General features: G+C 35.0%; 19 protein-coding genes. 11 read left to right on the top strand and 8 right to left on the bottom strand.

Features of this window, described 5'->3' with window-relative positions:
- Window positions 1-109: 109 nt before the first annotated feature.
- Window positions 110-1,255, top strand: a complete 1,146-nt coding sequence (locus FNJ88_RS13505; RefSeq protein WP_143853754.1) for a DUF4349 domain-containing protein — start codon at window positions 110-112, stop codon at window positions 1,253-1,255.
- A 25-nt stretch (window positions 1,256-1,280) separates the two neighbouring features.
- Here the strand turns inward: FNJ88_RS13505 and FNJ88_RS13500 are convergent, their stop codons facing one another.
- From FNJ88_RS13500 to FNJ88_RS13490, 3 genes are read right to left on the bottom strand one after another with little or no spacing between them, the layout of a single operon-like run.
- Complete coding sequence (locus tag FNJ88_RS13500; protein ID WP_143853753.1) at window positions 1,281-1,523, bottom strand: hypothetical protein; 243 nt, start codon at window positions 1,521-1,523, stop codon at window positions 1,281-1,283.
- 45 nt (window positions 1,524-1,568) lie between these two features.
- Window positions 1,569-1,931: a hypothetical protein gene (locus FNJ88_RS13495; RefSeq protein WP_143853752.1), complete on the bottom strand. Its 363-nt coding sequence runs from the start codon at window positions 1,929-1,931 to the stop codon at window positions 1,569-1,571.
- A gap of 22 nt (window positions 1,932-1,953) precedes the next feature.
- Entirely contained in the window at window positions 1,954-3,093 is a 1,140-nt protein-coding gene (locus tag FNJ88_RS13490; RefSeq protein ID WP_143853751.1) for an acyl-CoA dehydrogenase, read from the bottom strand.
- A 169-nt stretch (window positions 3,094-3,262) separates the two neighbouring features.
- Here FNJ88_RS13490 and FNJ88_RS13485 point away from each other — a divergent pair, with 169 nt between their 5' ends.
- From FNJ88_RS13485 to FNJ88_RS13460, 6 genes are all read left to right on the top strand, one after another.
- Entirely contained in the window at window positions 3,263-5,041 is a 1,779-nt protein-coding gene (locus FNJ88_RS13485) for an AMP-dependent synthetase/ligase (protein ID WP_143853750.1), read from the top strand.
- A gap of 205 nt (window positions 5,042-5,246) precedes the next feature.
- A complete protein-coding gene (locus FNJ88_RS13480) occupies window positions 5,247-5,657 on the top strand; it encodes a hypothetical protein (RefSeq protein ID WP_143853749.1) in 411 nt (136 codons plus the stop codon).
- A 115-nt stretch (window positions 5,658-5,772) separates the two neighbouring features.
- A complete protein-coding gene (locus FNJ88_RS13475; protein ID WP_143853748.1) occupies window positions 5,773-6,576 on the top strand; it encodes a GLPGLI family protein in 804 nt (267 codons plus the stop codon).
- Window positions 6,577-6,596: 20 nt separating this feature from the next.
- The gene (locus FNJ88_RS13470) at window positions 6,597-6,944 is read left to right on the top strand and encodes a hypothetical protein (protein ID WP_143853747.1); all 348 of its coding nucleotides are present in this window, start codon (window positions 6,597-6,599) and stop codon (window positions 6,942-6,944) included.
- Window positions 6,945-6,995: 51 nt separating this feature from the next.
- On the top strand, window positions 6,996-7,565 hold the full coding sequence (locus tag FNJ88_RS13465; protein WP_228414535.1) for an NfeD family protein: 570 nt from the start codon (window positions 6,996-6,998) through the stop codon (window positions 7,563-7,565).
- A 14-nt stretch (window positions 7,566-7,579) separates the two neighbouring features.
- The gene (locus FNJ88_RS13460) at window positions 7,580-9,157 is read left to right on the top strand and encodes a flotillin family protein (protein ID WP_143853746.1); all 1,578 of its coding nucleotides are present in this window, start codon (window positions 7,580-7,582) and stop codon (window positions 9,155-9,157) included.
- 62 nt (window positions 9,158-9,219) lie between these two features.
- On the opposite strand, the gene FNJ88_RS13455 is transcribed toward FNJ88_RS13460, so the two are convergent.
- Entirely contained in the window at window positions 9,220-10,062 is an 843-nt protein-coding gene (locus tag FNJ88_RS13455; protein WP_143853745.1) for a S1 RNA-binding domain-containing protein, read from the bottom strand.
- 146 nt (window positions 10,063-10,208) lie between these two features.
- Here FNJ88_RS13455 and FNJ88_RS13450 point away from each other — a divergent pair, with 146 nt between their 5' ends.
- Together FNJ88_RS13450 and FNJ88_RS13445 are read left to right on the top strand one after the other, a co-directional pair.
- Window positions 10,209-11,339, top strand: coding sequence for a leucine-rich repeat domain-containing protein (locus FNJ88_RS13450; RefSeq protein ID WP_143853744.1), 1,131 nt, complete (start codon window positions 10,209-10,211; stop codon window positions 11,337-11,339).
- A 561-nt stretch (window positions 11,340-11,900) separates the two neighbouring features.
- Window positions 11,901-13,775, top strand: a complete 1,875-nt coding sequence (locus FNJ88_RS13445) for a leucine-rich repeat domain-containing protein (protein ID WP_143853743.1) — start codon at window positions 11,901-11,903, stop codon at window positions 13,773-13,775.
- Between the two features lie 89 nt (window positions 13,776-13,864).
- Here FNJ88_RS13445 and FNJ88_RS13440 read toward each other — a convergent pair whose 3' ends face one another.
- From FNJ88_RS13440 to lpdA, 3 genes are all read right to left on the bottom strand, one after another.
- The gene (locus tag FNJ88_RS13440; RefSeq protein WP_143853742.1) at window positions 13,865-15,082 is read right to left on the bottom strand and encodes a PepSY-associated TM helix domain-containing protein; all 1,218 of its coding nucleotides are present in this window, start codon (window positions 15,080-15,082) and stop codon (window positions 13,865-13,867) included.
- Window positions 15,083-15,140: 58 nt separating this feature from the next.
- Complete coding sequence (locus FNJ88_RS13435; protein WP_143853741.1) at window positions 15,141-17,321, bottom strand: TonB-dependent siderophore receptor; 2,181 nt, start codon at window positions 17,319-17,321, stop codon at window positions 15,141-15,143.
- Window positions 17,322-17,518: 197 nt separating this feature from the next.
- Window positions 17,519-18,922 (bottom strand): dihydrolipoyl dehydrogenase, encoded by a 1,404-nt coding sequence (gene lpdA / locus FNJ88_RS13430; RefSeq protein WP_143853740.1) that lies wholly within the window; start codon window positions 18,920-18,922, stop codon window positions 17,519-17,521.
- A 392-nt stretch (window positions 18,923-19,314) separates the two neighbouring features.
- Here lpdA and FNJ88_RS13425 point away from each other — a divergent pair, with 392 nt between their 5' ends.
- On the top strand, window positions 19,315-20,112 hold the full coding sequence (locus FNJ88_RS13425; protein WP_143853739.1) for a hypothetical protein: 798 nt from the start codon (window positions 19,315-19,317) through the stop codon (window positions 20,110-20,112).
- Window positions 20,113-20,183: 71 nt separating this feature from the next.
- Window positions 20,184-20,891 (top strand): DUF2071 domain-containing protein, encoded by a 708-nt coding sequence (locus FNJ88_RS13420; protein ID WP_143853738.1) that lies wholly within the window; start codon window positions 20,184-20,186, stop codon window positions 20,889-20,891.
- Window positions 20,892-20,984: 93 nt separating this feature from the next.
- On the opposite strand, the gene FNJ88_RS13415 is transcribed toward FNJ88_RS13420, so the two are convergent.
- Entirely contained in the window at window positions 20,985-23,537 is a 2,553-nt protein-coding gene (locus tag FNJ88_RS13415) for an adenosylcobalamin-dependent ribonucleoside-diphosphate reductase (RefSeq protein ID WP_143853737.1), read from the bottom strand.
- Window positions 23,538-23,659 lie beyond the last annotated feature (122 nt).

Here is a 23,659-nt window from a genome sequence, read left to right as displayed (position 1 = left end):
TGATTTGCAAGGAATAGATATACAGACTCTTAAATATTTTAGGAGTCTTTTGCAATACCGAAGGGAATACTATTTGATTATCTAGCGTCGATTACAATTAAAAAAAATAATGAAAAATATAATTGCGTTTCTTTCTATTTTTATGTTGCTTTTTTCCTGTAGCAAGCAGGAATTTAATGATACGACCAGTTCCATTAAAACCGCGGATAGCCTTTTCACCAAAGCAAGAGATGGTTTAAAGATTTTGGATTCCATTTCGAAAAGGGTGAACGATTCCAACGGAATTGCCAAAAAAGTCATCATTCCAGAAATTGAAAAACAGACCAAAAGAATCGACAGTACTCTGAAGTCTGGAACTTGGAAGATCGATTCCATTAACAAAGATATTGCTGAGATCACAAAACATGTAAAAACAGGAACTGATGTTGCAAAAACATTAGATTCTGCTAGTCAGTTATTAAAGAATGGTGAAAATGCAATTTCAGTTTTAAGCAAAACGGCTGACAAAATACTTCAACAAACGCAAACCCAAAAAGTAACTACGCCACCAAATTCTGAAAGTCAAAATCCACAGATTAATCGAAACAACACAGTTGTTATTCCACCAATTGTTCATAAAGATCCTTTGGTAAAATCTGCCAGATTTGAAATTAAAGTAGAAGAACTTCCGAATGCAAAATCATTGTTGAATCTGAAGATTAGTGAAAGCAATGCAAATATTGTTAGTGAAAATTTTAGTCAGAATGAGGGAATTCAACGAGAAAACATTTCTATAAAAGTTCCGCTGCAAAATTTCGATCAGTTAAGCCAAACACTTTCTAAAGAATTTGGAGACGTACAGCTTAAAAGTACTGCAAGTGAAGGAACAGAGTATGATTCTAACCAGATGTGTGATATTGAACTAACCTTCATACAAAATGAGAAATTCGCCGAAACTCGTATTATCGGGAATGATACCGACGGAAGACAAGACTCTTTCGGTGATAAATCAACTAACGCATTTATGAGTGGATTTAGAGTTTTAGAAGAAATAACGATCGCAGTCCTACCCTTTTGGCCTATTTTTCTTATTGCAGGCCTGATCTTGTTTTTTATACGAAGAAATAGAAACAAAAGGAAAATAAAGGATTTAGGAAACCAAATAAATACTCAACATGAAACAACTCGCGTAACTTCTCCATCAGAAATTATAGAAAACGAAAATAATCAACCTACTAATGAGCCGGATTATTCGAAATATCTACCTAAAAAATAAGTAAAAGTTTCTTAAAGAGTGAATGTTAAAACTGAAGTTTTCCGGTCGTAATTAAATAATAGCCAAGCCCAGACAAAAGTAAAAGAGCCAAGTAAATGACGGTCAGAGCTTTTTGTTTCTTTAGTATTGATAACAAAAGAAGGCCAACGATTCCTAAACCTAAAATGGTCATTTTCTGGATCGGATCTTTTAGAAATAAGGAACCGGCGATGAGTGCCAATGACAAAAAGTGAAATATTCTTTCTCTCTTTAATAAATATTCTTTCATTTTTTAAAAATAAGAAATCCTTTCAGATGCTGAAAGGATTTTCTTTTATTTCATGTTGACAACTTTATCAACCACATATTTGGTATTTCCTCGCCACGGGATAGCACCATTGTATTCTTTGTAATGCAGATCGAATTGTTTTCCACTGTTTTCTTCGAGTTGTTTAAAAACAGCTTCGTTTTCGACAGAAAATTCGAATTCATAACTGGTCAAGCCACCCGTTTTTCCACGGCCAAAACCTTCCTGAATTAATTTACCTTCATAGGTTTTAAAAATATATCCTTTCTTGTTCGCATAATTAAGATATCCGGATTTTACTCCTTCAGCGAATACGAAAAAATACTTGTACCACATAAAACCTCCCAAAACAAGGAGAACGGCAACAACAATGATCCAAACTTTTTTCATGGCAAATTTTTATTTATAGTAGTTATTTGGCGATACTTCTGGAAATAACAATTTTTTGGATTTCAGAAGTTCCCTCATATATTTGGGTAATCTTCGCATCACGCATCATTCTTTCTACATGGTATTCTTTTACGTATCCATAACCCCCATGGATCTGGACCGCTTCAATTGAAGTATCCATTGCGACTTGCGACGCATATAATTTCGCCATCGCACCGATTTCAGAAATATCTTTTCCTTCATCTTTTTCAACCGCTGCTTTATAACATAACATTCTGGCTGCCATAATAGATGTAGCCATATCTGCTAATTTAAAAGCGATCGCTTGGTGATTGATAATCTCCGTTTTAAAAGCTTTTCTGGTTTTCGCATATTTTAATGCCAGCTCATAAGCACCAGAAGCGATTCCTAAAGCCTGAGAAGCAATCCCGATTCTACCACCATTTAAAACTCCCATTGCAAATGCAAATCCGAAACCATCTTCTCCGATTCTATTCTCTTTAGGAACCTTCACATCCGTGAATAATAGAGAATGGGTATCACTCCCACGAATTCCTAATTTATCTTCTTTTGGTCCGATCTCAAAACCTGGCCATCCTTTTTCTACGATAAAGGCATTAATTCCTTTGTGTTTCTTTTCGGGATCAGTTTGTGCAATAACAATATAGTAAGTAGCGTTTCCACCATTGGTAATCCAGTTTTTGGTACCGTTTAATATATAGTGATCTCCTCTGTCTACCGCTGTAGTTTGCTGAGAAGTGGCATCAGAACCAGCTTCTGGCTCAGATAAAGCGAAAGCACCAATCACTTCCCCACTTGCAAGAGGCACTAAATATTTCATTTTTTGCTCTTCGTTACAATATTTTTCCAAGCCCGCACAAACCAAAGAATTGTTTACAGACATTACGACCGCAGCGGAAGCGTCTACTTTGGCAATTTCTTCAATGGCACAAACATAAGATATACTGTCCATACCGGCACCACCATATTTCGGATCAACCATCATTCCTAAAAATCCAAGTTCCCCCATTTTCTTTACCTGTTCGTGCGGAAACCTCTGAGCGTTATCCCTTTCTATTACTCCTGGTAAAAGTTCAGTTTGAGCAAAATCTCTTGCCGCTTGCTGAATCATTAACTGTTCTTCAGATAAATTAAAATTCATAAAGTTTAAAAATTGTTTGGTGGTAAATTTACAATATTTCTAAAAAGTAAAAAATTAAAACAAATATTCCTTTATAAATGTTCTTGCGAGTTAAAATAAAAATGATATTTTTACAAATAATCAGTGTTCCATTGGTTATTTATAATTTATCAGTAAAAAATATTTAGATATGACAATAAAAAGAACTTTTGATTTTGCCCACAATGCATTAGAAAAATATTCTAGAGACGATATGTTCGTCACGAAGTATGATGGGAAGTGGCAGAAAACCTCTACTGTAGAATTAACTACACTAGGAAATAAGATTTCCAGGGGATTACTAAAGTTAGGTATTAAACCAGGAGATAAGATTGCATTAATTACCACTGCAACCCGAACAGAATGGGCAGTTATGGACTTGGGTATTGCCCAAATTGGTGCTGTATCGGTTCCTGTTTACCCTAGTATATCTGCTGAAGATTATGATTTTATTTTTAATAATGCAGATGTAAAATACTGTTTCGTTTCCGATCGTGAACTTTATGATAAAGTAATGAAAATCAGATCGAAAGTAGAAAGTTTACAAGGTGTTTTCACTTTTGATGCAATAGAAAGTGCTCCTAACTGGCGCGAGATTATTGATTTAGGAAGTGATGATGCTACACAAAATGAAGTTGAAGATTTATCAAACGCGATCAATTCAGAAGATCTGGCCACGGTAATCTACACCTCAGGAACTACGGGAAGACCAAAAGGAGTTATGCTTTCACACCAAAATATTGTGGCCAATGTATTGGCTTCTAACTCAAGAATCCCGAGGGTTAAAGGTTTGGAATTTACCGATATTAAAATTTTAAGTTTCCTTCCGATCTGTCATATTTTTGAAAGAATGCTTTTTTACCTTTATCAATATAACGGTTATGCTATTTACTTTGCGGAAAGTATTGAAAAAATGGGTGACAACATCAAGGAAGTACAGCCTCATCTTATGTCGGTTGTACCACGACTAGTCGAAAAAGTATATGATAAAATTTACGACAAAGGAACAAGTGCAGGCGGCTTAAAGTCTAAAATTTTTCTTTGGGCATTAGGAGTCAATAAAGCGAAGGAGAAGATCGGCAAGCCTTCTGGTTTGAAACAGATCATTGCAGACAAACTTGTATTTTCAAAATGGCGCGAGGGATTAGGCGGTAATATTATCACGCTGGTTTCGGGTTCTGCAGCTTTATCCACGAGGTTGAATAAAATGTTCCAAAATGCGGGAATCCCCATTTTAGAAGGTTATGGTTTAACGGAAACGTCTCCCGTAATTGCCGTGAATAGTTTTGGTAAGATCAAAATCGGAACGGTAGGTCATGTTTTGGACAATCTGGACGTTAAAATACAGGAAGATGGAGAGATTACCGTAAAAGGACCTTCTGTCTTTAAAGGGTATTTTAAGAATGAGGAAATGACTAAAGAAGCATTTACAGCAGATGGTTATTTCAGAACCGGTGATATCGGACACCTGGATGATGAAGGCTATTTACATATCACCGATCGTAAAAAAGAAATGTTTAAAACGTCGGGTGGAAAATATATCGCACCACAAGTTATTGAGAATTTAGCAAAAGCTTCTAAATTTATTGAGCAGATCATGGTGGTAGGTGACGGTGAGAAAATGCCGTGTGCTTTGGTTCAACCAGATTATAATTTCATTAAAAACTGGGCTGAAAGAAAGAATATAAATGTAGGAACTGCAACTGCAGAAATGGCAAAAAGCCCTGAACTTAAAGAAAGAATTAAAAAAGAAATTGATTATCTGAATACCAAACTTGGACATTGGGAACAAATCAAGAAATTTGAATTGACTCCAGAAATTTGGTCGATCGAATTAGGTTTATTGACGCCAACTTTAAAACTGAAAAGAAAAGCTGTGAAGGAGCGATATATCCACTTGTATAATGAATTGTACGGACATAAGGATTAAATTCTTTGTCATGATCTAAGATATAATGGAACACGGTTTTCTAGCCGTGTTTCTTGTCGTTTTTTGTGACCAATGCAACTTATCTGATCGATCATTCTTTTATTATAAAAGTTCAATCATCAAGCTTTCATTTTCACTCCAAAAACTTCTTTTGTAGTGAAAAAACGTTAACTTTTAATTGATACTGAAATAATAACACAAATCTATGAAATACTCTTTTACAACTAAAAAATTAGCTCTCAATTTAATATTGGGTTGTATCTGGACTTTTTTAGGAATATCAAAATTATTAACTTCACCCGAACTGCAATTACTTGATTCTTTATTTCTTTTTTTAGGGATCTTTTATCTATCATATTTTCTTTACGAGTATGTAAAAAAATACTTTGAAGTAACTTCAGAGAAAATTACGGTCTTTTCAATACCTGCAAAAGAAGTCAATTTAAGCGAACTGGTTGAAGCAAAGTACTATGCAGATGATTATACTTTTAAAACTGCCGGCAAAACTTTGAAAATTATAAAATCTCAGATCAAAAAAAGTCAGCGTGATGAGTTTGATCATTTTTTTAATAGGCTTAAAGATAAGTTGGACCAGCAGAATGCGGTGTCAATGTAATGCGTTCTATTTATTTAACTTAAGCATTAGTTTTTAGTAGTTTCCACAGGCTAATTAGTACAAATAAGATCATTTTTACACCAAAATTTTATATATTTGAGTAACAAATGAACTGATGAAAAACACAACTACTCTATTTAAAAAGATTGCTTTAGCGATCTTTATGCTATCTAATGTCGTCACATTTTCGCAAACCAAACAGTTTATATACGATTATACTTTCGTCGCCGACAGTACTAATCGAGCAAATGTGGTCACGGAACGAATGATATTAAATATCAACTCTAATCAATCAGAATATTTTAGTTATAATAAATACCTGGCGGATTCAACGGTTTTGAATCAGTTAAGCAATAATATTATTCCACCTCCGCAATCAAGAAAGAAAGTGAGCGATCGGGTGATTAAAAATAATAAGTCGAAGAATATCATCTACATTTCGAGCATTGGACAGGACGAGTATATTATCGATCAAAACTTAAAGATCAACTGGAAACTACAGTCCGAATTTATTACCGTTTTGAATTATAAAGCTCAAAAAGCGACTGCAGACTTTGGCGGAAGAAGATGGACCGCTTGGTTTACGAAGGATATTCCGATTCAAGATGGTCCTTATAAATTTTCTGGATTACCCGGGCTCATCGTTAAAATTGAAGACAACACTGCAAGTCATCAATTCATTTTAGCAGGAATTAAAAACTTCAGCACGACTGTGAAATATCCTGATTTAAAAAAGCCGAGCGAAATGATTGCGGTTAGTTATCCTGAATACACCAAAGTCTATAAAACAAATCGTATCAATCCTACGGCTCATCTGCTTGGAAAAGTAAATGCAGATACCTATAGAGAGTTAGAAATCATGAGTCTTAAAAGAATAGCTCGAGATAATAACATCATCGAAATAGACCTTCTGAAATAATCACTTTAAAAAGTCTGATCATGGAAAACTGTTTAGAATGTGGCGCAAAAATTATAGGCAGAAGCGATAAGAAATTTTGTAATGACGGTTGTCGGAATTCTTACAACAATAACCACAACAAAGATTCATCTAACCTAATGCGCAATATTAATAACAGATTGCGCAAAAACCACCGAATTCTTTCTGAACAAAAATTTATTGATGGAAAAGCAAAAACAACACGAAATAAATTAATTTCAGAAGGTTTTCATTTCGAGTATTTTACCAGCCTGATTGTTTATAAAAATGGTGCCGAATATAGGTATCTTTATGACATTGGATATAAACTGCTAGAAGATGACTGGATTTTACTGGTACGAAAGGAATAAAACTCCCAAAAGCAAGATCTTTTCTTTATATTAGCACCACATTTAACACTTATGATTACAGAATTCTTTTCAGAGATGCCTGCTTTACAAAAAGCCTTCTGGTACCTCTCTCTTTTTGCAAGTTTAATTTTTATTTTTCAGACTGTAATGACCTTTTTAGGAACCGATGCTACTGCAGATTTAGATGCAGACTTCGATGGTGATTTTCATGATGTTGAGGCGCCATTCGAATTGTTTTCATTTAGAAATCTAATTAATTTCTTACTTGGATTCGGTTGGACCGGAGTAGCTTTTTATGGAAAAGTAAATGAATCTATTTTGGTAATCATGTCTTTTGTCGTAGGCGTTATCTTCGTGGGAATATTCTTCTTTATCATTAAGCAAATTTTAAAATTACAGGAAGACAACACTTTCAACATCAAAACTACTTTAGGAAAAAATGCGGTAGTCTATATGACGATTCCTGGCCATAAAATGGGTTCAGGAAAAGTACAGATTAGTGTAAATGGAAGTGTTCATGAATTGGAAGCAGTAACTGAGCAGGAAAAAAAGATCTATGCAGGAAACAATGTGAAAGTCGTAAAAGTGGAAGATCAAATTTTATTTGTAGAAAAAATTTAAAAACATAAATATTAATGGAAGGATTTATTCTTATTGGCATTGGAGCGTTCGTAGTTTTTGTAACTATTCTGGCCCTAATTTCAAGGTACAAACGTTGTCCATCGGACAAAATTTTAGTGGTTTACGGAAAAACAGGTGGTCAATCTGCAAAATGTATTCACGGTGGTGGAGCTTTTATTTGGCCTGTAATTCAGGATTATGCATATCTTGATTTAAAACCAATCTCCATTGAAGCTAATTTAACCAACGCACTTTCAAAACAAAACATTAGAGTTGATGTTCCGTGTCGATTTACAATTGCGATTTCTACAGAACCTGATTCTATGGGAAATGCAGCGGAAAGACTATTAGGATTAACGACAGAGCAAATTCAGGAATTATCTAAAGATATTCTTTTTGGACAATTGCGTTTGGTCGTTGCGATGATGACGATTGAAGAAATTAACTCCGACCGTGATAAATTCCTAGAAAACATTGCAAAAAATGTTGATAATGAATTGAAAAAGATTGGTCTAAAGCTAATCAACGTCAACGTTACCGATATTAAAGATGAGTCTGGATATATTGAAGCTTTAGGAAAAGAAGCTGCTGCAAAAGCAATCAACGAAGCTAAAATTTCTGTTGCTGAACAAGAAAAAATCGGGGAAACTGGAAAAGCGATTGCTGATCGGGAACGTGAAACTCAAATTGCAGAAACACACCGAGATCGTGATGTTAAAATTGCCATCACCAATAAAGACCGTGAAGTAAGTATTGCTTCCGCAGCCAAAGACGAAAGTATTGGTCGGGCTGTTGCAGCAAAAGAATCAAGAATTGCAACATCAGAAGCAGATTCACTCGCTGTAAAAGGGGAAAATGAGGCTAAAATTACCATTGCACAATCAGATGCTTTGCGCCGTGAGAAAGAAGCAGAAGCCAGCAAATTGGCAATGGCTGCAGAGAAAGTTCAAGCAGCACAAGCTTTGGAAGAATCCTATGTTGCAGAACAACGTGCTGAACAAGCCAGAGCAGAAAGAGAGCGTGCAACTCAAAATGCTAATATTGTAATTCCCGCAGAGATTGCGAAACAGAAACAAATTATTGCTGCTGAAGCCGATGCTGAAAAAATAAGATTGGAAGCACGAGGTGAAGCAGATGCGATATTTGCGAAAATGGACGCCGAAGCGAAAGGTTTATATGAAATACTAACCAAGCAAGCTCAAGGATACGATAAAATCGTACAAGCTGCCGGCGGAGATACTAACAGTGCATTCCAATTACTCTTAATTGAAAAATTACCGGAATTGGTGAAAACTCAAGTAGAAGCGGTTAAGAATATCAAGATCGATAAAATAACCGTTTGGGATGGTGGAAATAACGCTGATGGGACCACGTCCACTTCTAATTTTGTTTCCGGGATGATGAAATCAGTACCACCTTTGAATGATTTATTTAATATGGCTGGACTTAATTTACCTACCTATTTAAAAGGGGAAGAGACAAAAGAAGCGACCATCGTTAAAGAAAAAACGAAAGTGGTGTATCCACAAAATCCGAAAGAAGAGCCTAGACAGCAGGAACCGAAAGACAAAGAAGATCATTCTTCTGAATAATCATCTAACAGGAGATAAAAAAGAGCAGAAATTTCTGCTCTTTTTTTATTTTTAAAAATGGATTATTTGATTTCGTCTTCCGTAATCAATCTTATTTTATCTTCCAAAATCTCAATTTTCTTGTCCCGGTATAAACCACCGATTGCTTTCTTGAAATTCTTTTTGCTCATTTGCAATTCATCTTTAATTTCTTCGGGTGTCGATTTATCTGAAAGGTAAATTAAACCATAATTCAATTCCAGCTTGTCAATGATGATCTTCTGAAATTCATCGATATTTTCATACCCTTCAGGTTGAAGCGAAACATCGATTTTTCCGTCTTCCCGTATCGTTTTAATATAACCAACTTCTTCTGATAACGGAAAAAGTTTCTTATAAACATCCGACGTATAAATTAGACCAATATATTTTTTATCGATCACCACATTCCAGCCCAATTCACTTTCGCCGGCAACTATTAAATTCACTTTCTCCCCTTTTTGATACGGGAGATTTTCATAACTTGGATTTTTCTTAAATCTTGTGGTTCCGGTGATCAATTCTAAAAACTCATCAATATAAACATAAACAAGATATTTCTTTCCTTCAATGATTTTCGCACGCTGTTGTTTGTAAGGAACAAACAAATCTTTGATGATTCCCCAGTCCATAAACGCACCACTTGGTAAACTCTGCACACAGGTCATGATGGCGTACTCTCCTATTTCTGCGTATGGCTTTTCCGTGGTTGCCTTTAATTTATCATCGTCCTGATAAACGAAAACTTCCATTTCATCACCAATCTCCGCGTCTTCAGATGCGAAAATTTTCGGTAAGAAACATCTTTCTCCCTCTTCATCTTCCAGAAATAATCCTGAGTAATTTTTTTCTGCGATTTTTAATAGTTGAGTTTGTCCGATTTGCATGTTACTATATTAATGATGATTTCTACTTATAGAATTAGAAATGCAAATTTAGTTTAATAAAATTGAGATAGAAAACTATTTCGGGTATTGTTAAGTTGCAGTTATTTTAAGTAACTTTAACATTATAACTTTTAAAATTTATTATTATGATTAAAAATTTATCTTTTTTAGTATGTAGTTTTATTTCTTTAATATTCATAACTGCGCAAACCTTCACCGTAAACGATATTAATTACAAAGTCCTTGGCGCAACAACTAATGTAGAAGTTACCAATTCATGTTATACAGGAGCGCTAACAATTCCTTCATCTGTTGACTATGGTGGAACGCAGTATGCAGTTACTTCTATTGGAGACTATGCCTTTGAATTTTGTGCTAATTTAACTTCTGTTATCATCCCCAATACTGTTACCAAAATTGGTTATAAAAGTTTTTCAAGATGCAGCAATTTAAATTCGGTTTCCATTCCCAATTCTGTAACTTCTATAGGAGAATCAGGGTTTGAGTTTTGTACAAATTTGACTTCCATTATTATCCCAGATTCTATAACTGCTATTCCAACCAAATGTTTTGCAAGATGTTCTGGTTTAGCATCGATTACCATTCCTAATTCGGTTACTTCCATCGGTGAATCTGCTTTTGAATTTTCTGGATTAACTTCTATTTCGATTCCTAATAGCATTACTTCAATTCCTTATAAAGCATTTACGAGATGTACCAATTTAACTACAGTTACCATTCCTAATTCGGTTTCTACAATTGGTGATTATGCATTTGAATTTTGTACCAATTTGCAATCAGTTGTAATACCAGAATCTGTAATTTCTATAGGCACTAAAAGCTTTGGAAATTGCACGAATTTAAATTCGATTTCCTGCGCTATAAGTTCACCATTAACCATTGGGACTGACGTTTTTGAAAATGTTAACCAGGCAAATTGCAGTTTAACAGTTCCTACAAATAGTGTTAGCAGTTATCAGTTGGCTGATGTGTGGAAAAATTTCAATCCTATATTAGGCAATCCTATTTTAAGTACTAAAAATATTGCAAATCAAAATACTATTTCAATTTACCCAAATCCCGTTCACAATGAAACCGTTTTAGAATTAAAAAATTCGGAAAGCAATCATTTGGAAATTTATGACAGTAACGGCAGAATTATTCTTGAAAAAACATTGAATAACAATACTTCAAATCTAATCAATACTTCTCGTCTAAGTAATGGTATATACTTATTTAAAGTTGGTAAAACGGTTACGAAAGTTCTGAAAAACTAAAAATAATCTTTTATCCTATTCATCTTCCAGAAATAATCCAGAATATTTTTTTCTGCGACCTATATAAATTGGGTCATACCGGTGTTCGTTTTGTTTTAATGGATTAAATTATATGTAATTTTAGGTTAGTAAAACTGACATTAACTAATATGTATATCCGTGTTCAAATATGTTTCAAATTATAAACACAATCCCGATAGCCATCGGGACGCAAAGATTTAAAATATAAATGCTGTTTACACGCTTTTTTTTAAGGTTCGAAAACGCATTTCATTTAGTAAAGTTCGCAGAGAAAATACATTAATAACGATTTGCAGATATAGAATTAAATAATAATTTAAAAATGAAGATCTAATAAATATCGCAACATTACGTATTTTGTTTTTTAAATATCTCTACTGATTTCATAGGATTGAGACTGCCATTTACTTTAAACCTATCTTATAAAAATAGAATATTCAATAAAATCTATTTATTTTTATAGAATGACAAAAATAAACAGGATATAAATAAACGTTTTTTAAACATTTATTAATAAATTTGAAAAACAAAATAATAATTATGCTTAAAAATTTATCTGTTCTCTTGTTTTGTTTCATCACTACTGTTTTTGCTTCTGCACAAACTTTTAATGTGGATGGCATTAATTACAATATCACAGGCGCTACCACTGTGGAAGTTAGTACAAATCCTGGTTTTAGTGGGGCAGCAATGATACCTGCTACCGTAACCAATGGTATGACCTACAGTGTAACTTCTATCGGAGACAATGCTTTTCAGTCTTGTACCGGTTTAACGAACCTTACAATTGAAGGACCGATTACCTCTATTGGAAATGCTGCTTTTATGAATTGTTCTGGTCTGACTTCAATCTCAATTCCAAATTCCGTAAATTATATTGGAGGTAGTGCTTTCGAATCCTGTACTAATCTAACTTCGATTACCATTGGTAGTTCTGTAGCTTCTATTGGAGATTATGCCTTTTATGATTGTACAGGTTTAACTTCTGTGATCTGCAATATTGAAATACCTTTAGCAATTAACACCAATATTTTTGAAAACGTAAACCAGTCTGCATGTAGTTTAACAGTTCCTTCCGGAAGCGTTTCGGCTTACCAAGCAGCGGATGTTTGGATGGCTTTTAGTCCAATTGAGCCTCAAACTTTTACAGTGGGCGGAATTAACTACAAAGTAATTGGTCCCAATAAAGTGGAAGTTGGTTCTAATAGTAGTTTTGCTGGCGTCGCAACGATACCTCCTGCCGTCACCAATGGTACAAAAACTTATACTGTAACTTCTATCGGAGAGGCGGCATTCTATTATTGTGCAGGTTTAACTTCGGTTATAATTCCAGATTCTGTAACTTCAATTGGAAATTATGCTTTTTATGGTTGTGAAGTTTTAAGTTCAGTTACAATAGGTAATAGCGTAACTTCAATTGGAATTTCTGCTTTTTATGATTGTAAAGTTTTAAGTTCCATAACAATTCCAAGTTCTGTTACTTCTATTAAAAATGGAGCTTTTGGGTATTGTTTTGGTTTAACTTCGCTTATCATTCCAGATTCTGTAACTTCTATTGAAGATTATGCTTTTTCTTATTGTACAGGTTTAACTTCGATTATACTCCCAGATTCTTTGATATCTCTGGGGGCTGGAGCTTTTTACGGTTGTTCTAAATTAACTTCGCTAATCATTCCAGATTCTGTAACTTCTATTGAAGATTATGCTTTTACTTATTGTACAGGTTTAACTTCGATTATACTCCCAGATTCTTTGATATCTCTGGGGGCTGGAGCTTTTTACGGTTGTTCTAAATTAGCTTCGCTTACGATTCCCAATTCTGTAATCTCTATTGGAAATTATGCTTTTTATGGTTGTTCAAGTTTATCTTCGCTCACAATTGGTAATTCTGTAACTTCTATTGGAAATCAGGCTTTTGCTGATTGTAGTGATTTAACTTCAGTTACAATTCCAAATTCTGTAACTTCTATTGGAAATTATGCTTTTTATGGCACTAATTTAACTTCTGTAATATGCAATCTTGCAACACCTTTAACAGTCAATGCAGCTGTTTTTGGTGGAGTAAATCAAAGCAACTGTAGTTTGACTGTTCCTTCTTCGAGCGTTTCGGCTTACCAAGCAGCGAACGTTTGGAAAGATTTTAGTCCAATAATTGGTGCTCCAATTTTGAGTACTTCAGAAAGTAATTCTAAAAATAATATAGTTCTTTATCCAAATCCAGTTCACAACGAAGCCATTTTAGAACTAAAAAATTCTGATAACTCTCAATTAGAAGTTTATGATATAAACGGAAAAATGGTTCTTAGAAAATCTTTAAATAATAATTCTAAAAACACAATCAATACCAGTAATTTACCAAATGGAATTTATTTATTTAAAGTTGGGAAATCTGTGACGAAAGTGATTAAGAATTAGAAAAAATTCTTTTATAAAATTTTTAAAAGCTGTTTCATTTTTTGAGACAGCTTTTTTTTAAATATTTTCTTCTTTTTCAATACAAATTATTAGATCGCTTTAAGTTTCACATTCTTTTTATTATTTCTTCCCCACCAAACTAAAAATCCAGTCACCGGGAGTGAAGCACAGGCAAGACTGATAATGAAAGCAAAGATTTTACCCCATATCCCTAAAATTGCACCTACATGAATGTCGTAATTAGCAGCGACATATTTCTCCCCAAAGTTTTTAGTTTTATGAGGTCTGTTTTGCAGCATCTCTCCTGAGTTTTCATCGAAAATTATTTGATGATTGATATGGTAGGAATAATCTAATTGCTTTACGAAAACTTCATAATTAGGATGTTCATGATCGTCGAGATGATCATATCCGAAGTCCAAACTGTAAGAAGAAGCCGTAGGATAAAGTGCTTCAACTTTTGAGGCTATTTTATCTAAAGTATGATCGGTCCGCATTTCTAGCAGTGCAGTTGTTTTTATGGCAGAATAGTCAGGATAAACAGTACTGCCACCCGAAAACAAAACGTACATGATCGCCTGTACAAAAAAGTAGGAATAGAATAATCCTGTAATGGTAAAGATCAGGGCAAAGAAAGAAGTATAAAAACCTACAATACTGTGTAAATCGTAATTTTTGCGCCTCCAGGTTTTAATATTTTTCCATTGAAACCAAAAACGTTGCTTTCTTGCTTTTTTATTCTTGGGCCACCATAAAATAATTCCGGAGATCAGCATAAAAAGAAAAAGCAAAACCGGAATTCCCACAATATATTTTCCCCAGGTTGATTTTAAGAGAAAGCTCCAGTGAATAAATTTAACTATATTAAAAAATCCGTTTTTTTCGTCCTGAACAGAGAGCACCTTTCCTGTAAATGGATTTACATAAGCCGTTTTATACACCACCAATTCATTAAAATAATTCCATCCTTCGGGATTATTTTCATAATAATGGAATTGGTAAGATCGTGACTTATCCAATGGAATATCCACCCAATGCAAAGGGAATTTCTCTTTCACCTGGGCATCGACTTTTTTCTCTAAAACTTTTAAAGGAAGTGTTTTTTTTTGTGCAATATTCTGTTCGGAATGATGGATAAAATCTTTACGCAGATAATTTTGTACTTCATCTTTAAAAACATAAAGTGCTCCGGTGATGCTTACAATAAATACGATCAAACCAATTCCCAGCCCAAACCATAAATGCAAATTGCCAATCCATCTCTTGACAAATGATTTCTTCGTTTTGTTCCTGTGTTTTTTATTCATTTTTTATGAGTGATGCTTGTGAAAAGTTTCAAGCTGTTTTTTTAAATAATTTGTTACATTAAAATTTATAGGTAAAGCTTCCTACAGCCTGCAGTAATTTCTGAGGATTTCCAGTGCTATATCCAATCCAGTAGTGTTCATTAGTTAGATTTTCAACCGTTAGCCCAAGTCTGAATTTCGGAGTATCGTAAAAAGCATTGGCATTTAATATTAAATACTTTGGCAATTCAAAAACAGCGGTCGTAGAGTTGAAGATCTTATTGGAATTGGCATAATTTCCGCCAACTCCAAATCCCAAACCTTCGAACTTTCCATCCACAAACTGATAATTCGCACTGAAATTCAATAACCAGGGTGAAGACGCGGTATTGGGTCTTTTACCCAATATTGTTTCATCGTTTACCTCCAGATATTTAGAATCATTGTAGCTTGCCCCAGCGATAACAGAAAACCCTTTTACCAGATACGCATTAACTTCAAATTCTACTCCTTTGCTTTCTACTTTTCCCGCTTGATCTTGAATTGCAAATGACGACGAAGTGTAACCTACCGTTTGTAAAGTATTTTTCACTTTAATATCATAATAGCTTACCGTAGCATTTACTTTACCACCGATTAAATTTGTTTTAAATCCTGCCTCCCACTGATTGGCTCGTTCCGGATCTGAAAGTGCAGTAGTTCCTGCCGCAGAATTAATGTAATACCCATTGCTTTTGAAACTGTTTTGATAGTTCGCAAAAACTGAAAATTTATTATTTACAATTTCATAAACTACTCCAAATTTTGGGGAAAATGCAGATTGTGAATATGGAGAAACCTCCGTAGCGCCTAAAATACCTCCTTCAAAATTATTATTTTCATATCTTAAAGAAGCCATCACATTCAAGCCGTCTGCGATTGTTGCAACCTCAGAAACATATGCGCTGTATGTATTTTGTTTATTTTTGATCGGGTAAGATCCGACACTATTGGTTTTATAAAAATCGCTAACGGTCTGCCCATTAAAATTATCATAATTGTAATCTCCCGCCAAGGGAACAAAGTCGATAATGCCATATTCAAAAAGTTGGTTGCTTTTTGACTGAAGATAATCTCCCCCAACCAACAACCTGTTTCTGACTTCCCCAACTTTAAAATCAAAATTAAAGTTTTGCTGAACCTGAAAATACTTTTGTTTACTGTTTCTGGTCGATTGATCACCGCGATATAATCCAAGCGGGCTTCCATCTGGTAAATAAGAGGCAGTGGTGACATAAAAATAAGGATTGAAGCCATCTGAAAAACTATAAGAACTGCTCAATAACGTCGTTGACTTTATCTTATCACTGATTTTATAATTCAATTGGCCGAAAAGATTTCTACTTTTTCCATTATTATAAAGATCATTCCCAATATATGGTTTATTGTATTGCAACCCTGCACTTTCCAGGTCGTGCATATCTTTGAATCCGTATAAAGACGGAGAAAAAATAAAGAAAAGATTTTGTTCTGCCTGAGTTCGGTTTTCAAATGCTTCGTAGTCGACATTCAAATTAATTTGATCGTTGATCTTCCAGGTTAAACTTGGGACGAATGCAAAGTAACTATTATGTACCGATTTATTCTGGAAGTTTCCTTCCGTCGTATAGGCCGTATTAAGCCTAAACATGACCGATTTGGAATTATTTAAAGGTACATTAAGATCAGCCTGAGCACGATAAAGATCATATCCTCCACCAGCAACGGTTACCTGACCCTTCAATTTGTCAAATGGCTTTTTTGTAACCCGGTTTACAATTCCACCATACGAAGTAATATTACTACCGAAAATAGTTCCAGAAGGTCCTTTTAAAACTTCAAATTTCTCTAAATTCACAGCATCAATGGTACCAGAAACAGGAGATACCATACCATTTCTCATTCCATTAGAAGCGATAAAACCTCTTAAATTAATATAGGTTCCACCATCTCCAGAACGGTTCGTGGCGTTCCACATTTTCTGTAATCCGGTCACGTTACGAAAAGCATCGTCAACCGTAAAAATATTCTGATTTTGTAAAACTGTTTTATCGACCGAAGAATAAACCTGCGTATTCTCAATATATTTCAACGGCATCTTATTGGAAGATTCAATATCATTTTTTCTGATATTGTTCAGAATGACTTCATCAATACTTTCAAATCTTAAAGTATCTGTTTTTTGACCATAAATTGCGGCAGACGTCATTATAACTGCAATCGGCAAAACTATTTTTCTCATAGGTTATTTAGAATTGTTTTAAATAGGCGGCAAATATAAAAAATATTTCAACACTATCTTTAATTATTCTAAATAAATTTAATGATTTTAACCAAAAAAAAGAGAAGCCGAAACTTCTCTTTTATATTATAATAAACTGATCCGCCAAAAAATGCTTGAATTCATCTTGGCTCTTTTTCCTTATTACTTGGCTCTTCCTAAAAATGAATCGCTCTCTTGCCAGTCGCATCCAAAGCCGCTTCTTTCACAGCTTCTGCATACGTTGGGTGAGCGTGAGACATTCTCGAAATATCTTCAGCACTTGCTCTGTATTCCATTGCCACAACCGCTTCTGCTATTAAATCTGCTGCTCTCGCTCCGATCATGTGAACTCCCAAAATCTCATCTGTTTTTTCGTCAGCGATTACTTTGATGAAACCATCAACATCACCGGAAGCACGGCTTCTTCCTAAAGCACGCATCGGGAAATTACCCACTTTAATGGCAACACCTTCCGCTTTCAACTGCTCTTCCGTTTTACCAACAGCAGCAACTTCTGGCCAAGTGTAAACAACACCTGGAATCAAATTATAATTGATATGCGGTTTTTGTCCAGCGATCAATTCAGCCACCATCGTTCCTTCTTCAGACGCTTTGTGCGCTAACATTGCACCGACTACAACATCACCAATAGCGTAAATATTCGAAACATTGGTTTGTAAATGTTCGTTCACTTTTACTCTTCCTCTTTCGTCCAGATCAACACCTGCTTTTTCAACAGCAAGTCCGTCAGTATAAGGTTTTCTACCGACCGCAACCAAAACGTAATCACCTTCGAAAACTACTTCTTCGCCTTTTTTATCTTTCGCTGTAACTTTTACGGTATCGCCGTTTCTTTCAACAGACTGAACTCCCGTAGAAAGGTTGAATTTCATTCCTTGTTTACGCAAAACTTTGTTCAATTCTTTCGACAAAGCACCGTCCATGGTAGGGATAATTTTATCCATAAATTCTACCACCGTTACTTCAGAACCTAATCTTTTGTAAACAGAACCCAACTCCAAACCAATCACACCACCACCGATAACGATCAGGTGTTTCGGAATTTCTTTCAGTTCCAAAGCCTCCGTAGAAGTAATAATTCTTTCCTTATCCAAAGTAATAAAAGGAAGCGCAGTTGGTTTAGAACCCGTCGCGATAATCGTATATTTAGAATCAATGGTTTCCGTAGAACCATCGTTTTTCGTCACTTTGATCTGAGTTGCAGATTCAAAACTTCCAACACCTTCGAAAACAGTGATCTTGTTTTTATCCATCAAGAACTGAATTCCTTTGGTCGTTTGATCTACCACTTCACTTTTACGTGCGATCATTCTGGACAAGTCTGCCACAGGATCATTGATGATAATTCCGTGATTGGCGAAATCGTGTTTGGCGTTATAAAAATGTTCCGAAGAATCCAAAAGCGCTTTACTCGGAATACAACCCACGTTCAGGCAAGTTCCACCCAGAACGGAATATTTCTCAATAATTGCTGTTTTGAAACCCAGTTGCGCACATCTAATTGCCGCAACATAACCACCAGGACCGGAACCGATTACGGTAACATCGAATTGACTCATATTTATCTTTTTATGATTTAATTAAAAGTAGGGCAAATTTACAAAATATTTTCCCGTTCTGTGGTGTGGAAATGCAGAGATTTTCCTCGATCGTCATTGCGAGGAATGAGGAACGAATGACGTGGCAATCTGTTGAATAAAATCCTAATAATTTTTAGAAGCCGGGAACCTGCTTTCCGCTGTATCTTTTTTGCTCGAGAATTCATTTATGAAAAGAAAAAGTAGAGAAATGCAAAAAAGGATGCCGCTGCAATCAGGGCTACAGAATTTGCGTCTAAAGAAGTTAATAAAAACGTTTAATTTGAAGCAAAATTAAATTCTCTTATCTTTAAAAAAATAATATATAGTAAAATTTTAAAATCGGTATATTTGATTATGATCAATACAAAAAAATGGAAAAAATAAAAATTTACGACTATTATTCTTTCGGATATAATTACTATATATTATTAAATGAAGAAACGGATAAGACTAATATCGAATGTTTAGAAGATTTAAAAAAATATACATCATTTCTTAAAAGACTTGACCTGAGGGTAACGACATCATCAATTAAGCTTAATCAGTTAGTTCCAGAAATGGAAAAATTGCAAAAATTAGCTAAAGTAAAAAAAACTAGAGATCAAAAAATAGAACCTGTTTTTTGGAAATCTATTGTGGCGAAATTAAAAAAAGTAGACTTGACTTTGGACGCAGAATTAAACACTAAAATTGCATATTTGCTGGATGAAAAAAGATTTTCTAATGAAATTCTAACCGGTAAGATATATCAGTTATTTTCCAAAGGCACATTCGTACTATTACCAGATATTGCTAAGTTTGATTTTGAAGAAAGCGGTCAATGTTTAGCTTTTGATAGATATACTGCTTGCGCATTTCATTCGCTACGCGGTACCGAAGATGTTATCAAAATGTATTATGAAAAACTGTGCTCAAAAACTGCTACTGATCGCGATACTTGGGGCACTTTTGAAACCGCAATTATTAAAAGTATTGGAAGTGGATTAATTACTCCCGTGCCAGATGAACAATTAATTATTAACATTAGTAGTTTAAGGAAATATTATCGAAATAAAACACAACATCCACAAAACACTTATACAAGTGACGAAACACAAGATCTTTTATCTTTATGCATAAAAACGATCAATGAAATAATGCACGATTTGCAAAAGAGAAAATTGATATAGATAAATAAAAAATATTTATTAAAAGGTAAATCTTAAGTGCTGATCAAATAATTTTTAAGAAAAGTGCAAATATGAAAATCCCCACAATCCCCGGCTACATCGACAGAAGAATTTTAATCAACTTTACCGCTGATCCAAAATCGGTGGAGAAAATAATTCCATTTCCTTTTCGACCAAAAATTTATAAAGACAAAGCCATCGTAGGAATTTGTTTGATCAGATTAAAAGATATCAAACCAAAAGGATTTCCAGACTTCATCGGCGTCAAGTCAGAAAACGGGGCACACAGAATTGCTGTTGAATGGGACGAAAATGGGGAAACAAAATCTGGCGTTTACATTCCACGCCGAGACACTTCTCTAAAATTAAATGCCTTTGTTGGCGGTAGACTATTTCCGGGCAAACACTATCTAGCAAAATTCAACATACAAGAAGCAAACGGAAATTATCACATCGACTTTAAAAGTTCAGATGATACCGAAACATCAATTGATGCCACTGAAACCAAATTATTTAATCAAAACTCCATCTTCGAAACCTTAGAAAATGCTTCTAAATTTTTTGAAAATGGCGATCTTGGATATTCACCCAACAAAGATAAGTTTGATGGATTACGATTGAAAGCTTACAAATGGGAAGTTCAACCGCTGGAAGTTTCAAATGTGAGATCAAGTTTTTTTGAAAACGAAGAAATCTTTCCAAAAGGTTCCGTGACTTTTGACAATGCTTTATTGATGAGCAATATTGAGCATGAATGGCAAAGCGAAAAGGAAAAATAAACCAAAAAATAGACGCAAAAAATTGCGTCTTTAAATTTATAAATAGTTAAGATTGCTTCGTCTCTCCACTTTGTTCCGCTTCTCGCAATGACATTACCCACACTTACTATTCCCGCAATTCTTGCAAGTCAGGCAACCTTCCTGATAAACCACCTGGTCAGAACCACAACTCGAACATTTTCCACCGGCGTTGGTTCCATCGGCGATGTAGCGTTTTAAAGCACGGGCAACTCCGGCTTTCCAGTTGTTGATGGATTCAGAATCGAGTTCTAAACGGTTAATTAATTCCACCGCATTTTCAATCGGCATTCCGTGTCTTAAAGTTCCGGAAATCAATTTTGCATAATTCCAGAATTCTGGTTTAAACTTGTGAGAAAGCCCTTCAATCGTCGTTTTGTACCCACGCTGATTTTTAAACTGGAAATCATAACGGGATTTTCCATTCTCGTCCTGGTTTTTAATAATCACGCCATCATTCACCCAACGTGGAATTGAAATCCCTTCTTCATCATCTGCCAAACCAGTGAAAATTTCGTAAGGTTTACCTTCAATTAAACCAACGAAAGCGATCCATTTTTCCTTATTATTTTGAAAACGAACAACATCGGCTTCTAAAATGTGCGGTCTTTTCGTTGGGAAAACTGAAGTGATCATTTCTGCTTTTTCGTCTTTCTTTTCGTCTGCAGAAATTAAAACTCCGGAACGTGAACCGTCGCGATAAACCGTCACGCCTTTGCAACCCACTTCCCACGCTTTGACGTAGAGTTGATTCACCAATTCTTCCGTCGCATCATTCGGAACATTGATCGTGACCGAAATTGAATGATCTACCCATTTCTGAATCGAACCCTGCATTTCGACCTTGCTCAACCAATCCACATCATTGGAAGTCGCTTTGTAATACGGCGATTGCTCAATAATTTTATTCAATTCCTCTTGAGAATAATTTTTGTCGGTATCGATTCCATTGACTTCCATCCATTCTTTAAAACGGTGATGAAAAACCAAATATTCTTCCCAGGAATCACCAACTTCATCCACAAAATCCACGCGACTATCCTGATCATTTGGATTTACTTTTCTGCGTCTTTTATAAACCGGCATAAACACTGGTTCAATTCCAGACGAAGTTTGAGACATTAAAGACGTACTTCCAGTTGGCGCAATTGTCAACAACGCAATATTTCTACGTCCGTGTTTTTTCAGATATTCGTACAATTCCGGATCGGCTTCTTTCATTCTTAAAATGAACGGGTTATTCTCTTCTCTTTTCGCATCATAAATTGCGAACGCTCCTCTTTCTTTCGCCATTTCTACGGATGAACGATAAGCCGCCAAAGCCAAAGTTTTATGAACCAATGTTGAGAATTCATTTCCTTCCTTACTTCCATATTGAATTCCTAAAGCAGCCAACATATCGCCTTCCGCCGTAATTCCAACGCCGGTTCTTCGCCCTTCAATTGTTTTGTGACGGATTTTTGTCCAAAGATTTTTCTCTGTTGCTTTTATTTCTTCACCTTCCGGATCGGATTCAATCTTCGCTAGAATCGCATCAATTTTTTCAATTTCCAAATCTATGATATCATCCATCATTCTTTGGGCATAACCAACGTGCTCTTTGAATAATTCAAAATTAAATTTCGCTTTTTTCGTAAACGGATTTTCAACGTACGAGAAAAGATTCACCGCCAACAATCGGCAAGAATCATACGGACACAAAGGAATTTCGCCACACGGATTTGTAGAAACTGTTTCGTAACCAAGATCTGCATAACAATCTGGTAAAGATTCATTAATAATGGTATCCCAGAAAAGAATTCCCGGTTCCGCAGATTTCCAGGCGTTATGAATAATTTTATCCCAAAGATCAGTCGCTTTTATTTCCTTTTGAAACTTCGGATTTGAACTATGAATAGGATATTTCTGAATATAATTTTCCTTATTGACAACGGCATTCATAAACTCGTCATCAATTCTCACGGAAATATTGGCTCCTGTAATTTTTCCTTGCTCCAATTTTGCATCCACAAAATCTTCAGAATCCGGATGATTTACAGACACAGAAAGCATCAACGCTCCTCTTCTACCATCTTGCGCCACTTCACGCGTCGAGTTGGAATATCGTTCCATAAAAGGAACCAAACCCGTGGAAGTTAAAGCAGAATTTTTAACTGCAGAACCTTTCGGCCGAACATTGGAAAGATCGTGACCTACTCCACCACGGCGTTTCATCAACTGAACCTGCTCTTCATCAATTTTCATAATGCTTCCGTAGGAATCACTCTGCGTTCCACTGCCTATTACAAAACAATTGGAAAGAGAAGCAATCTGAAAACCATTCCCAATTCCGGTCATCGGACTTCCTTGCGGAATAATATATTTGAATTTTTTGATGAGATCGAAGACTTTTTCTTCAGAAAGCGCATTGGGATATTTCGCTTCAACCCTGCCAATTTCCGAAGCGATTCTTCGGTGCATATCATCAGGATTTTGCTCATAAATATTGCCGTCTGAATCTTTTAAGGCATATTTACTCACCCAAACTTTGGCGGCTAAATCATCGCCTTCGAAATATTGTAGAGAAGCTTGATACGCCTCATCGTATGTATAAGTATTTGTATTTTTTGCTAAGATCGTTGCTTCCATAATTATTTGTTTTGACGAAATAAATATACACAAGTATCTTTTAATAAAAAATTGTTTACAAATATTTTAACTTAAAATATTGACTATCAATTAAATAATTATTTATAAATTTCAAAAAGTTT

The sequence above is a fragment of the Chryseobacterium sp. SNU WT5 genome (assembly GCF_007362475.1).
GTDB lineage: Bacteria > Bacteroidota > Bacteroidia > Flavobacteriales > Weeksellaceae > Kaistella.
The sequence above is the reverse complement of the archived record's forward strand: the minus strand, read 5'-3'. Positions and strand labels throughout refer to the sequence as shown.